The 12817-nt window shown below is 74.9% G+C and carries 13 protein-coding genes and 1 pseudogene; 9 read left to right on the top strand and 5 right to left on the bottom strand.

The window, feature by feature from the left end; genetic code table 11:
* Positions 1 to 72: 72 nt before the first annotated feature.
* Positions 73 to 1761 carry an ABC-F family ATP-binding cassette domain-containing protein gene (locus H488_RS35460; protein WP_017835022.1) on the top strand — a complete coding sequence of 563 codons (1689 nt, stop codon included), beginning with the start codon at positions 73 to 75 and terminating at the stop codon, positions 1759 to 1761.
* Between the two features lie 17 nt (positions 1762 to 1778).
* Here the strand turns inward: H488_RS35460 and H488_RS37305 are convergent, their stop codons facing one another.
* Positions 1779 to 2663 carry a serine hydrolase gene (locus H488_RS37305; protein ID WP_190274531.1) on the bottom strand — a complete coding sequence of 295 codons (885 nt, stop codon included), beginning with the start codon at positions 2661 to 2663 and terminating at the stop codon, positions 1779 to 1781.
* A gap of 196 nt (positions 2664 to 2859) precedes the next feature.
* On the opposite strand from H488_RS37305, the gene H488_RS37580 reads away from it, so the two are divergent.
* The 7 genes and pseudogenes from H488_RS37580 (at position 2860) to H488_RS35420 (ending at position 8832) form a co-directional block, all read left to right on the top strand.
* Positions 2860 to 3123, top strand: a complete 264-nt coding sequence (locus H488_RS37580) for a hypothetical protein (protein WP_017835020.1) — start codon at positions 2860 to 2862, stop codon at positions 3121 to 3123.
* 49 nt (positions 3124 to 3172) lie between these two features.
* Positions 3173 to 3853 (top strand): YqjF family protein, encoded by a 681-nt coding sequence (locus H488_RS35445; protein WP_017835019.1) that lies wholly within the window; start codon positions 3173 to 3175, stop codon positions 3851 to 3853.
* Between the two features lie 256 nt (positions 3854 to 4109).
* Positions 4110 to 4472 carry a hypothetical protein gene (locus tag H488_RS35440; protein WP_017835018.1) on the top strand — a complete coding sequence of 121 codons (363 nt, stop codon included), beginning with the start codon at positions 4110 to 4112 and terminating at the stop codon, positions 4470 to 4472.
* Positions 4473 to 4709: 237 nt separating this feature from the next.
* The gene (locus H488_RS35435; protein ID WP_150110423.1) at positions 4710 to 5123 is read left to right on the top strand and encodes a hypothetical protein; all 414 of its coding nucleotides are present in this window, start codon (positions 4710 to 4712) and stop codon (positions 5121 to 5123) included.
* 88 nt (positions 5124 to 5211) lie between these two features.
* Entirely contained in the window at positions 5212 to 5430 is a 219-nt protein-coding gene (locus H488_RS35430) for a hypothetical protein (protein WP_017835016.1), read from the top strand.
* Complete coding sequence (locus H488_RS35425; protein WP_017835015.1) at positions 5427 to 6257, top strand: FAD:protein FMN transferase; 831 nt, start codon at positions 5427 to 5429, stop codon at positions 6255 to 6257. The genes H488_RS35430 and H488_RS35425 overlap by 4 nt, the downstream gene beginning before the upstream one ends.
* A 95-nt stretch (positions 6258 to 6352) precedes the next feature.
* Positions 6353 to 8832, top strand: a pseudogene (locus tag H488_RS35420) (ABC transporter).
* A 56-nt stretch (positions 8833 to 8888) separates the two neighbouring features.
* Here H488_RS35420 and H488_RS35415 read toward each other — a convergent pair.
* The 4 genes from H488_RS35415 to H488_RS35400 all read right to left on the bottom strand — a co-directional run bounded on the left by H488_RS35415 (position 8889) and on the right by H488_RS35400 (position 11307).
* Positions 8889 to 9080: an antitoxin gene (locus H488_RS35415; RefSeq protein ID WP_306413708.1), complete on the bottom strand. Its 192-nt coding sequence runs from the start codon at positions 9078 to 9080 to the stop codon at positions 8889 to 8891.
* 146 nt (positions 9081 to 9226) lie between these two features.
* Positions 9227 to 9736 (bottom strand): nucleoside deaminase, encoded by a 510-nt coding sequence (locus H488_RS35410; protein ID WP_017835013.1) that lies wholly within the window; start codon positions 9734 to 9736, stop codon positions 9227 to 9229.
* A 29-nt stretch (positions 9737 to 9765) separates the two neighbouring features.
* Positions 9766 to 10527, bottom strand: a complete 762-nt coding sequence (locus H488_RS35405; RefSeq protein ID WP_017835012.1) for a YoaK family protein — start codon at positions 10525 to 10527, stop codon at positions 9766 to 9768.
* Between the two features lie 51 nt (positions 10528 to 10578).
* Entirely contained in the window at positions 10579 to 11307 is a 729-nt protein-coding gene (locus tag H488_RS35400; RefSeq protein ID WP_051063850.1) for a FadR/GntR family transcriptional regulator, read from the bottom strand.
* 124 nt (positions 11308 to 11431) lie between these two features.
* On the opposite strand from H488_RS35400, the gene H488_RS35395 reads away from it, so the two are divergent.
* The gene (locus H488_RS35395) at positions 11432 to 12811 is read left to right on the top strand and encodes a GntP family permease (RefSeq protein WP_017835010.1); all 1380 of its coding nucleotides are present in this window, start codon (positions 11432 to 11434) and stop codon (positions 12809 to 12811) included.
* Positions 12812 to 12817 lie beyond the last annotated feature (6 nt).

Here is a 12817-nt window from a genome sequence, read left to right as displayed (position 1 = left end):
CCAGAGGGCTCCGCGCATCCGGTGCCGCACTCGCCCGGCGGGCCCGACCCCCAGCATCGACAGGACCGCACCGTGACCACCACCGCCCCCTCGGCGGCGACCGCCGCCCCGCACCGTCCCGCCCACCTGCGCCTGGACGGCATCGGTGTCAGCCACCCCGGCCGCCGGGTCCTCACCGACGTGTCCCTGACCGTCGCCGCCGGTGAGCGCACCGGCCTGATCGGGGAGAACGGCGCCGGCAAGACCACCCTGCTGCACGTGGCGGCCGGGCTCCTGGTGCCGGGCACGGGCACCGTGCACCGGCCGGAGCGCACCGGACTGCTGCACCAGGAGCTCGACCTCCCCGCCGCCACCACCCTGGAGCAGGTCGTCGAGCGAGCCGTCCGAGAGGTCCGCGCCCTGGAGCGCCGGCTGGCAGCGCTCGCCGTCGGCATCGCCGCGGCGCCCGACGACCCCGCGACGGCGGACGCCTACGACACCGTGCTCCGGGACGCCGAGCGCCACGGGCTGTGGGCCCTCGACGCCCGCATCGAGACGGTCCTGAGCGGACTCGGACTGGCCCGGCTGCCGAGGAGCCGGGCGGTCGGGGAGCTGTCCGGCGGGCAGCGGCGCCGCCTCGCGCTCGCGGCGCTGCTGCTCGCCCGGCCCACGGCGCTGCTGCTCGACGAGCCGACGAACCACCTCGACGACGACGCCGTCGACTTCCTCGCGGCCGAGCTGGCCGGCTGGCGTGGCCCGGTGCTTCTGGCCAGCCACGACCGGTGGTTCCTGGACGAGGTGGCCACCGGGGTGGTCGACCTCGACCCCGCCCTGGGGCCCGACGAGTCCGCGGGCGGCCCGCCCCGGCAGGGCACGGCGTCCACGGGCGGCTACAGCTCCTACCTCCGGCAGCGGGAGCTCGCCCGCCGCCGCTGGGCCGAGCGCTTCGCCGCCCAGGGGCAGGAGCGGGAGCGGCTGCGGGAGATCGCCGAGGTCTCCGGCCGGGAGATCTTCCACACCACGGCCCCGAAGTCCGAGGGCCGGATCACCCGGAAGTTCTACAGCGACCGCGCCGCCAAGACCATCGGCGGCCGGGTGCGCTCGGCCCGCCACCGGCTGGCCGAGCTCGAGCGCACCGCGGTCGGCGCCCCGCCGACACCCCTGCGCTTCGCGGGCTTCCGCCGGGGCGCGGACACCGGGGCCGACGCCGACGTCCCGCTGGTCCGGCTCACCGGGGCACATGTGGACGGACGACTGGCGCCCACCGACCTCGAGCTGCGCGCCGGGGACCGGCTGCTGGTCGAGGGCCCGAACGGCACCGGGAAGTCGACGCTGCTCGCCGTGCTGGCGGGGGAGCTGCCCGCCGACGGCGGGACCGTGGAGCGGCAGGGTCCCGTCGTCGTCGGCCGCCTGGCCCAGGACGACTCCTGGCCGGACCTGGCGTGCCCGGCCGAGGCGGCCTTCCGCTCCCGGCTGCGGGACGGCAGCGGCGCCCCGACGCTGGAGGAGCTCGGTCTCCTGCGCGCCGGCGACGCCTGCCGCCCCCTCGGGGAGCTCTCCCCCGGGCAGCGCCGGAGGGTGGCGCTCGCGGTCCTGGTCGCGGAGCCGGCCCCGCTGCTGCTCCTGGACGAGCCCACCAACCACCTGTCGCTCGCCCTGGCCGAGGAGCTCGAGCGGGCCCTGGAGGACTTCCCGGGCACGGTGGTGCTGGCCACGCACGACCGGTGGGTCCGGCGGCGCTGGCGGGGCCGGGTGCTCCGGGTGCGGTCCGGGACGGACTGATCGCCCGGACCCGCCGCCTACGGTGCCGCGGCCGGGCGGGGGGAGGTGCCGGTGTCCTCCCGCACGTACGCCTCGATCTCCCGCCCGGCGTCCCCGAACCAGGGCGCCGACTCCTCGTAGTCGGACCACCCGTCGGTCAGGACGGCGACGACGTAGTCGTGCCCGCCGAGCTCGACGATCCCGGCGTCGTGCGAGACGTCCACCAGCAGGCCGGTCTTGTGCGCGAAGCCGACGTCCGGGGAGAAGCCCGAGGAGAGGGCGTAGTCGAGGTGCTGCTCCTCGAGGAACCCGAGGAGCAGGGCGGTGGAGGGGCCGGAGAGCAGCTCGCCGCGGCGCAGGCGCTCCAGGAGGGCGGCGACGTCCGCGGGAGTGGTGGTCATCGCGACGACGTCCTGCGAACCGGTGTCGGGGTCGAAGGTCGTGTCGGTGAAGCCCTGCTCGTGCGCGAAGGCCTCGACCTGCTCCCACCCGAGCCACTGGCCCAGTGCCGCACCGGAGGCGTTGTCCGACCAGCTGATCATCACGTCGAGGGCCTGCTCGACCGTGAGGCCCAGTCCCGGCACGACGTCCGAGAGGGCGAGGGCTCCCCGGTCGGCCCGGTCGAGGACCGCGTGGGCCAGGAAGAGCTTGTAGAGGCTCGCGCTCGTGAACGGGCGGTCCGCGTTGCGGGCCACGACCTCCCCGCCCTCGGGGTCGAGCAGCACGACCCCCAGCTCCCCGGGCACCTCGGCGGCGAGCTCCTCCAGGTCCGCCGCCAGGCCCGCGGCGGCGGCCTCGGCCGTCGGGGCGGCGGCCGGCACGGCGCCGTCCCCGTCCCCGCCGCAGGCGCCGAGAAGGAGGGCGAGGACGAGGCCCAGCGCCGCGGCGCGGCCGGATCGGGCCCCTCGACTTCTCGTGCGCACGGTGCGCCTTTCGTTCCCGGACGGACGGGGACGCGGGCGGTTCGCCCCGGCGGCAGGCGCCGGTCCCGTTCCCGACCGTACCGGCGCCGTCCTGGATTTCTGCTGAGCATCTTCCGTCAATCCTGTCCCCACTGTTGCACCGGTTTGTGAAGCGTGCTTACCTTTGATGCTCATGCAGAAGCACGGAGGAGGGGTCATGACAGCAGCTGCGGGTGAGAGCTGGTGGCGCAGGACGCTGGCGATCGGGTTCCTGTCCTTCGCCGCCCTGGGACTCGCCGGGTGCGACGACCCCGGGTCCGGCGGCGAGGAGGGCACGGAGCAGGAGGCCCCCGCCGGAGGCGAGGAGACCGCCGAGGACGAGGCCACGGACGCCACCGAGGAGGAGAACACGACCGGGCCCATCAGCCCCACGGAGGGCGAGGGGCCCATGGAACAGGATGACGAGCAGGAGGACGGCTGATCCGGCGGCTCCCTGGCCGGCGGCGCCGGGGCTGCCGCGCCCCCACCTGATGGACCAGCGCTGGGAGGACGCCGTCTTCCTGCACTGGCGGATCCCCGTGTCCGCCGCGGCGGCGCGGATGCCGCCGGGCGTCCGGGCGGACGTGGTCGACGGCTCCGCCTGGGCGGGCCTCGTCGGCTTCCGGATGCAGCGGATCCGGCTCGGCGCCGCGGTGCCCCTGCCCTACTGGGGAAGCTTCCCCGAGATCAACGTCCGCCTCTACTCCCGCGAGCCGGACGGCACGCGCGCAGTGGTGTTCCTGTCCCTCGACGCCCCACGGCTTGCGGTGGTCCTCGGCGCCCGCGCCGCCGGCCTGCCCTACGTGTGGTCGCAGTGCCGGGCCGTCGCCCCCGACGGGCCGGATCCCGCTTACGGGTACGACGTCGTCCGGCGCCGCGGACGGACGACGTCCTCCTTCGCCGTGCACCCGGACCGCGCTGCCCGCGCCGCCGACGAGCTGTCGCTGGAGCTCACCGCGCGGTTCGGTCTGCACAGCCGGTTCGCCGGCCGCACGGTGCACGTCCCCGTCTCGCACGAGCCGTGGCCGCTGCACCCCGCGGCGGTCGCGCACCTCGAGGACGGCCTGCTGGCCGCGGCTGGTCTCGACGTCGACGGCCCGCCCGAGTCCGTGCTGTTCTCGCCGGGCGTCCGGACCCGGATCGGGCGGCCCCGGACGGTGCCCGGCCCCTGATCCGCGGATCCCGCACCGTCCGCCGGACCGCGCCTGCCCGCGCACCGTCCGCGGCCGTCCGGGTGCTCCGTCCCCCGGATCGCGCCGCCCGGTACCCGACAGCCCCACAAGAGTGGGCAGGCCCGGAGCGCGCGGGAGGTCCAGGATGGAACCAACTCCCGCAGGAGCGACCGGGGGGACTCCGGTCGAGGTCGCTCCCGGAGCCGCTCACCGCCGGGACCGTTCCACCGGGGGAGCCGCACGCGAAAGGCCCGCCGTGACCACTCCCCTCGTTCCCGAGCTGCCCCAGCTGCCCGACTTCTCCGGCCGGTCCTCGGCCGAGCCCGGGGCCGCCCGCCCCGGCCGCGCGTTCGAGTCCGCGGCCACGGGCGCCCTGCTCCTGCTCCTCGCGCTGACCGTGGTCCTGGCCGTCCTCGTGCGCGCCGTGCCCCTGGGGCCGCTGCTCACGGTGGTGCTCCTGCTGCTCGTGTCCGTCGGTGCGCTCGCGCTCGGCGCCCGGGGCGGCGGCGCCCTCCCGGCGGAGCCGCCGGAGGACCCCGCCGACGGGACACCGGAGACGCAGGGGGTCTACTACTACGACCGGCACGGCCGGCCGGTGGCCATCGACGACGCGTTCTGAGCGGCGCCCCGTCCGGCGCCTCCCGGTCCGGGCCGGTGCCCGGCGGCCGCGGTGGCACCGGCACCGTGTCCGAATCGTGTCCGTCATCTTCACGCACGGTGGCCGATGCACCCTGACCTGCGCCTACGTTGGTGACGTCGTACCAGACACGGGGCCCGGGGGCGTTCGGGGGAATGCGCCGCGGGCCGGCACCAGTCGCGAAGCGCTTCTCGCTTCTCCACCGGATGGGACAGAACCATGAGAAGAACCACCAGGGCAGTCACGGCCGCCGCCTTCGCGGCAGGAATCGGTCTCGTCGCCGCCGCACCGGCGCAGGCGATGGAGATCTACGAGATCAGCGACGCCACGCGGATCGCCGAGGGGGCGGCCCTGCAGGGCACCTACACGGTGTCGTGCACGGCGGGGACCAACATCGTCGTCGGGCTCAACGTGACCCAGCGGGTCTCCGAGGGGCGGATCGCCAACAGCAGCTACTTCGAGCAGTGGGTCTGCGAGGGCGGCGAGGTCGAGCTGGACTACCAGGTCGTGGCCTTCAACATGGCCTTCGACGAGGGGCCGGCCGTGCTCTCCGGGTTCATCCAGGAGTGCGCCACGGAGTTCTGCGGGACCGGCACGAACCTGCCGCTGCAGGTCATCGAGATCGCCGACTAGCGGGACCGGTGGACGGGCCCGTTCCTGCGCCGGCGCAGGAGCGGGCCCGTCCCGCATCCCCGGCTGCGGAACTCTGTCCGAAAGTCCAGTGACCGGCACCACCCCCGGTCCTATAGTCGAAGTCATCGACCGCACATCTCTCCCCCCACGCCCCCCGCAGCGGCTCCACGACCGCGCCGTCCCCGTCCTCCAGGAGGAGGTCCTCACGAGGCGGCCGGCGCGCGTCGACGTCGTGAGCGGCGCCGCCCCCGCCGTGAAGGGCTACCGCACGGTCTGCCGGGAGCTCCTCGAGCGGGCCGGGCTGTGAGCGCCCCCGCCGTCGAGCTGCGCCGCCCCGAGGGCCGGTGGCACCGCCACCGCGAGCCCGTCTGGGGCACCACCGTGACCGTCGACGTCCGCGCCGGCGAGGAGGGGCTGCCCCCCGAGCCCGCCGTGCAGCACGCCCTGGACACGGCCGTGGCCAACATGCGGTGGGTCGACGCGGTCTTCTCCACCTACCGCCCCGACTCGCTCGTGACGGCGCTCCGCTCCGGTCTGCTCGACGAGCGCCGGCTCAGCCGGTGGGACGCCGCCCAGGGCGCTCTCCTGGACGTGCTCCGGCGCTGCCGAGAGGCCCGGGAGCTGACCGACGGCTGCTTCGACCCGTGGGCCGTGCGCGGCGGCTTCGACCCCTCCGGCTACGTCACGGCGTGGGCCGCGGAGCGGATCGCCGACGACCTCGTCCGCGCCGGGTGCGCGAACGTCTGCGTGGAGGCCGGCGGGGACGTCGTGACCCGCGGGTCCGCCGGACCCGGGAGGCCCTGGACCGTGGGCATCCGCCACCCCGACGACGCCGGTGCGGTGACCTGGTCCGTGCTGCCCGGCAACGGCGCGGTGTCGACCTCGAGCACCGCCGAGCGCCCGGCGCACGTCGTGGACCCGCGCACGGGACGGCCCGCCGCGGGCGCCCGGTCCGCGACGGTCGTCGGCCCGGACGCACGGCTCGCCGGCGTGCTGGCCACGGCCCTCGTGGTCGCCGGCCGGGACGGGGCCCGCTGGTTCACCGGCCTGGACGAGTGGTCCGCCTGGGGCGTGGACCCCGCCCCCGCGGACACGGCCTGGTCGGTCGGCCGGGAGCACCACCTGGCCCGCTGAGTCCGCCCGCGGCCTCGCCGGTGGCTAGGGTGGAGGCGGTGAGCACCCACCCCGACACCGCCCCGACCGCCGCCTCCGACACCACCCGCACCGGCATGGTCCGGGTCCGGGGAGCCTCCGAGAACAACCTGCGCCACGTGGACGTGGACGTCCCCCGCGACGCGATCGTCGCCTTCACCGGCGTCTCCGGGTCCGGGAAGTCCTCCCTGGCCTTCGGCACCATCTACGCCGAGGCGCAGCGGCGCTACCTCGAGTCCGTGGCACCGTACGCGCGGCGCCTGATCCAGCAGGGGCACAACCCCGCGGTCGAGGGGATCACCGGGCTGCCGCCCGCCGTGGCCCTGCAGCAGCGGCGCGGCGCGCCCAGCTCGCGCTCCACCGTGGGCACCCTCACCACGCTGTCCAACTCGATGCGCATGCTCTTCTCCCGGGCGGGCACCTACCCGGACTCCGCCGCGGGCAGCCTGGACTCGGACGCCTTCTCGCCCAACACCGCCGCCGGCGCGTGCCCCCGGTGCTCGGGCCTGGGCACCGTGCACGACGTCACCGAGCCCTCCCTGGTCCCGGACCCGGGGCTCAGCATCCGGGACGGGGCCGTCGCGGCGTGGCCCGGCGCGTGGCAGGGCAAGAACCTGCGCGACATCCTGAGCCACCTGGGCCACGACGTCGACGTCCCCTGGCGCGAGCTGCCGCGTGAGGAGCGCGACTGGATCCTGTTCACCGAGGAGCAGCCCGTCGTGGAGATCACCCCGCAGCGGGACCGGGTGGCGAAGCCGTACAAGGGCCGGTTCTGGAGCGCGAGAAGCTACGTCCTGCACACCCTGGCGGACTCCGCGAGCCAGCAGATGCGCGAGCGCGTCCTGCAGTACGTGGTCACGGGACCCTGCCCCGCGTGCGCCGGCAGCGGCCTGCGCCCCGAGGCGCTCGCCGTGACCTTCGCGGGGCGGAGCATCGCCGAGCTCAACGGGGCGTCCCTCGGCGAGCTGGCCGAGGTGGTCCGGCCCACCGCCGCCCTGGAGCACGCCGGGACCGCCTCCCGGGCGGTGTCCTCGGGGGAGCGCAGCGAAGCCGCGGTGACCATTGCCAAGGACCTGCTCGCCCGGCTGCAGGTGCTCCTGGACCTGGGGCTGGGCTACCTGAGCCTGGACCGGTCCACGCCCACGCTCTCCCCGGGGGAGATGCAGCGGCTGCGGATCGCCACCCAGCTGCGCTCCGGGCTCTTCGGCGTGGTCTACGTGCTCGACGAGCCCTCGGCGGGCCTGCACCCGGCCGACGCCGAGCCGCTGCTGGCCGTGCTCGAGGAGCTGAAGGCCTCCGGGAACTCGGTGTTCGTGGTGGAGCACGACATGGCCGTGGTGCGGCGCTCCGACTGGGTCGTGGACGTGGGGCCCCAGGCCGGGGACCGCGGCGGCGCGGTGCTGTACAGCGGCCCCGTGCCCGGCCTGGCCGACGTGGCGGAGTCCGCCACGCGCCCCTTCCTGTTCCCGGACGGCCCCCCGCACGGCTCTTCCGACGGCTCGCCCGACGACCCTCCGGGCGGCACGACGGCGGAGCGCACGCCGCGCCCGGTCGAGCGGCGGCTGCGGCTGCGCGGCGTCACGCGCCACAACCTGGTGGACCTCGACGCGGAGATCCCCCTGGGCGTGCTCACCGCCGTCACCGGGGTCTCCGGCTCGGGCAAGTCCACGCTGGTCAGCCAGGTCNCATCTTCGGCGCAAAAGGCGTTCGAAAAGAGGACGACGCCGCGCCCGCCGCCGGGGCACGGGTGGCTGCCGTCGAGGGCCTGGAGCACCTGGACCGGCTGATCCGGGTGGACCAGCGGCCCATCGGCCGCACCCCGCGCTCCAACCTGGCGACCTACACGGGACTGTTCGACGCGGTCCGCAAGCTCTACGCCGCCACCGACGAGGCGCGGGCCCGCGGCTACGGGGCCGGACGGTTCTCCTTCAACGTGACCGGCGGCCGGTGCGAGACGTGCCAGGGCGAGGGCTTCCTGGCCGTCGAGCTGCTGTTCCTGCCCGGCACCTACGGGCCCTGCCCCGACTGCCAGGGCGCCCGCTACAACCCGGAGACCCTGGAGGTGACCCACCGGGGGCGGAGCATCGCCGACGTCCTGGGCATGCGCGTGGAGACCGCCGCGGAGTTCCTCGCGGACGTCCCGGCCGCCGCGCGCAGCCTGCGCACCCTGCTCGACGTGGGGCTCGGCTACCTGCGGCTCGGCCAGCCGGCCACCGAGCTCTCCGGGGGTGAGGCGCAGCGGATCAAGCTGGCCACCGAGCTGCAGCGGGCCCGCCGCGGCCACACCCTGTACCTCCTGGACGAGCCCACCACCGGCTTGCACCCGCAGGACGTGCAGCTGCTGCTGCGCCAGCTGAACCGCCTGGTGGACGCCGGCAACACCGTGGTGGTGGTGGAGCACGCCATGGACGTGGTGGCGTCGTCGGACTGGGTGATCGACATGGGCCCGTCCGGCGGCGAGGCCGGCGGGCGGATCGTGTGCGCCGGCACCCCGGCCGAGGTCGCCGCGTGCCCGGCCAGTCGCACGGCGCCCTACCTGGCCGCAGCGCTGGCCTGACAGGCCGCGGCCCCGCGCGCCGGGAGGCGGGCGGGGCCGAGGTCAGCGGGCGCGGATCAGTTCTGCTGCTGGTCCTTCTCGTCGGCGCCGAGGAAGCCGCCGGCCTTCTCCTGGGCCTGGTCCACCTGGCCCTCGTACTTGTTGCCGGTGCGCTCGTCGACGGCGTCGCCGCCCCGGTCGATGCCCTGCTGCACCTTGTCCGGGTGCTGGTCCGCAAGGTCCTTCGCCTTGTCCGCGAATCCTCCCATGTCCACCATGATCGTTCCTCTCGTCGAACGGTTCCGGCGGGCGCGGCCCACCGGGGGTACCCCTCCATCCTGGTCCCTGGACGGGGCCCCTGGCCACCCCGCGCCGAGGTTGCGGCTGACGGCGACGCGGCCGGGCGCGGTGCCCGTCAGCTGCGGCCTCGCGGGTCGGTCCCGGTCCGGGTCCGGTGCAGCCGGCGGTGCAGGTCGCGCACCGCCGGCGCCAGCTCGTGGCAGGGGCCGTCCACGGGCACCCCCGGGGCCACCTGGGTGATCGGCAGCGCCGCGACGGGGGCCGGCGGGGCGCCGAGCTCGTCCAGCCACCGGCCGAGCTGCGCCGAGGAGGAGGCGTGGACGATGCGGCCCAGCCCCACCCAGGCGTGGGCCGCCGAGCACATGGGGCAGTGCTCGCCCGAGGTGTAGACCGTGGCCGCGGAGCGCTGCTCCGGGGTCAGGTGGGCGGCCGCCCACCGGGCGATCTCGAACTCGGGGTGGCGGGTCGCGTCACCGCCGGCCACCCGGTTGCGGTCCTCGAACAGGACCTCCCCCCGCGCCGAGACCAGCACCGAGCCGAACGGCTCGTCCCCGGCGTCGAGGGCCTCGCGGGCCAGCTCCACGCAGCGTCGCAGGTGTCCGCGGTCGGTCTCCGAGATGCCCATGGGCCCAGCCTACGGGCGGGGGCGCCGGCTCACAGGAACGCGCGGGCGGGCGGGCGCCTGCGGGAGAGGTCCCGGGCCACCGGACGGTAGGCCAGGACCAGCAGCAGCAGGGCGACCGGCACCAGGAAGGAGAACCCCGCGGCCAGGTAGCCGACCGTCCCGGTCACGCCGCCCAGGAAGAACAGGCCCACGAGGGTGGTCAGGACCCGCAGCTTCCTGCGGTCCGCCCGGACCGGTTCCGGACCCGGTGTGCGGTGGGGGTAGAGCATCCTGCCGAGCTCGATCGCGATGTCGGTGACCATCCCGGTGACGTGGGTGGTGCGCACGGGGATGTCGGCGACCTTGCTGAGGAGCGCGTTCTGCATCCCCATGGTGAAGCACAGGACGGCGACGGGCACGAGGCCGCGGTGGTCGTCCTCGACGGCCTCGGCGGTCAGGCTGAACACCAGGATCAGCGCGCCCTCGAAGGCGAGCACGTTCGCGAACCGGCACCCGAGCCCGCGCCGCCGGCCCCAGGTGAAGAGCAGCGAGCACCAGATGCCGCCGAGCACGAACGCGCCCAGTCCCACCGCGCCGAGGGACAGCAGCTCCACGTCCCCGTCCACGAGGTGGTCGGCCATGGTCGCGGTCAGGCCGGTCATGTGGGAGGTGTAGAGCGCCACGGCCACGAAGCCCGCAGAGTTGAGCATGCCGGCCACGAGGATCAGCAGGCAGGCCAGGTGGAGGTCGTAACGGGGGCTCCGGCGGGGCCCCGAGACCCGGGACAGGTAGCCGGTGACGGGTGTGGCCATGCGCTCAGCCTAGGAACGGCGCGGCCCGGGCCCAGCAGACCATCGGCCGGATCAGGCGGTGTTCTCCGTCACGTCGACGACCCCCTCGAGCACCTCCACCACCACGGCGCGCGCCCGCGCCTCGGCCTCGGCCGCGTTTCCGGAGGCGACGGCGGCGGCCGTGGCCTCGTGGTCCTCGAGCGCGCCGGGGTCCGGGGAGCGGGGCATGAGCCCGAGCGCCGTGCGGCCGGAGAGCACCTCGGCCACCACGTCCTGCAGGGCGGCGAGCATCGGGTTGCCGCTCGCCTCCAGCAGCAGCGCGTGGTAGGCGGTGTCCACCTCCAGGTACTCGGGGTCGGTGCCGCGGCGTGCCTCGCCGAGTTCCCGCAGCCGGGCGGCGAGCTCCACCAGGCGCCGCCGGGTGGGCCCGTCGGCCCGGACCGCGGCCAGCCGGGCGGCCACGGGCTCGATGGCGGTCCGCAGCTCGGTCAGGCTCCGCAGCTGCTCGTCGCGCCCCGGGCCGCCGAGCCGCCACCGGATCAGCCGGGGGTCGAACGGGTTCCAGTCCCGCGGCGGGCGGACGGTGACGCCCACCCGCCGCCGGGACTCCACCATCCCCATGGACTCGAGCACGCGCACCACCTCCCGCACGAGCGTGCGGGAGACCCCGAACTCCTCCTCGAGGGCCGCGAGCGTCAGGACCGTTCCCGGCGCCCGCGCCCCGGAGGCGATGCTCTCGCCGAGCCGGTCCAGCACCCCGCTGTGCTGCTCCACCCCGTGCATGGACGCTCCGTCCGTCATGTGCGGCGCGGTCGCGCCCACCCTGTTGCCAAAAGTATGATCTTTCTGTCAGCCTAGCGTGTGTCGTGGCTCACGACGAGACCCCAGGGCCTGCCCGCAGGCACGAGATCAACGGAGAAACTCAGTGGAAGACTGGACACAGACCCTCGGCACCGCGCCGCTGCTGACGATCGCGGCAGCCGCCATCGCACTGATCCTGGTCCTGGTGATCAAGTTCAAGCTGCACGCCTTCCTCACCTTGATCCTGGTGGCGCTGCTGACGGCATTCGCCACGGGCATCCCCACGGGGATGATCGTGGACACCGCGGTCACCGCCTTCGGCGGCACGCTCGGCTCGGTGGCCCTGCTCATCGGCCTCGGCGCCATGCTCGGCAAGCTCGTGGAGCACAGCGGCGGCGCCCGGGTGCTCGCGGACAAGCTCGTGGACATCTTCGGCGAGAAGCGCGCGCCCTTCGGTCTCGGCATCGCCTCCCTGATCATGGGCTTCCCGATCTTCTTCGACGCCGGCCTCGTGGTCATGCTGCCGATCATCTTCGCCGTCGCCCGCCGGGTGAGCGGCAACAACGTGCTCCTGTACGGCATCCCCGCCGCCGGTGCGTTCTCGGTCATGCACGTCTTCGTGCCGCCGCACCCCGGTCCCGTGGCCGCCACGGAGCTCTACGGCGCCGACCTCGGCATGGTCCTGCTCATCGGCCTGCTGCTGGCGTTCCCGCTCTGGTACGTCTCCGCGTACCTCTGGGGCAAGCGCGTGGGCACCAAGTACGTCCTCCCCGTCCCGGGCTTCTTCGGCGACGTCGACGACGACCAGCCCGCCAACCCGCCGCGGGTCGGCACCATCATCGCCCTGCTGCTGCTGCCCCTGGTGCTCATCTTCATGAACACCGGCCTGGACTTCCTGCGCGCCGCCGGCGCCGTCTCCGAGGACGCCGAGTGGTTCCAGGTGCTCTCCGCCCTCGGCGAGTCCCCGGTCGCCCTGCTGATCTCGGTCCTCGTGGCCCTGTTCGTCCTCGGCACCCGCCGCGGCGAGCACGGCACCGCCCTGGAGAAGGTCATCGACTCCTCCCTGGGCCCGGTCGCCTCCGTCATCCTCATCACCGGCGCCGGCGGCATGTTCGGCGGCATCCTGCGCGCCTCCGGCATCGGCGACGCGCTGGCGTCCTCGCTGGACGGCATCGGGCTGCCCGTCATCTTCGCGGCCTACATCATCGCCGTGGTCCTGCGCCTGGCCCAGGGCTCGGCCACCGTGGCCCTCGTCACCGCCGCCGGGCTCATGGCACCGGCCGTGGCCGCGGGCAACTTCAACTCCGTGGAGGTCGCGGCCGTGGTACTGGCCACCGCCGCCGGCTCGGTCTTCGCCGGGCACGTCAACGACTCCGGCTTCTGGCTCGTGGGCCGGCTCATGGGCATGGACGTCAAGACCACGCTGAAGACCTGGACGGTCCAGCAGGCCCTCGAGTCCGTCCTCGGCTTCGCCGTCGTCCTCGTCATCTTCTACATCGCCTGAGGCCCC

The organism is Kocuria sp. UCD-OTCP (assembly GCF_000349605.1).
GTDB lineage: Bacteria > Actinomycetota > Actinomycetes > Actinomycetales > Micrococcaceae > Kocuria > Kocuria rosea.
Note: the sequence above shows the minus strand (reverse complement) of the source record. Positions and strands in the feature narration are given on the sequence as shown.

Excerpts from the sequence above, each read along its gene's own strand:
- H488_RS37580 (WP_017835020.1), top strand. The coding sequence starts at position 2,860 with ATGACAGCAGCTGCGGGTGAGAGCTGGTGGCGCAGGACGCTGGCGATC.
- H488_RS35445 (WP_017835019.1), top strand. The coding sequence starts at position 3,173 with ATGGACCAGCGCTGGGAGGACGCCGTCTTCCTGCACTGGCGGATCCCC.
- H488_RS35435 (WP_150110423.1), top strand. The coding sequence starts at position 4,710 with ATGAGAAGAACCACCAGGGCAGTCACGGCCGCCGCCTTCGCGGCAGGA.
- H488_RS35415 (WP_306413708.1), bottom strand. The coding sequence starts at position 9,080 with ATGGGAGGATTCGCGGACAAGGCGAAGGACCTTGCGGACCAGCACCCG.
- H488_RS35410 (WP_017835013.1), bottom strand. The coding sequence starts at position 9,736 with ATGGGCATCTCGGAGACCGACCGCGGACACCTGCGACGCTGCGTGGAG.
- H488_RS35405 (WP_017835012.1), bottom strand. The coding sequence starts at position 10,527 with ATGGCCACACCCGTCACCGGCTACCTGTCCCGGGTCTCGGGGCCCCGC.
- H488_RS35400 (WP_051063850.1), bottom strand. The coding sequence starts at position 11,307 with ATGACGGACGGAGCGTCCATGCACGGGGTGGAGCAGCACAGCGGGGTG.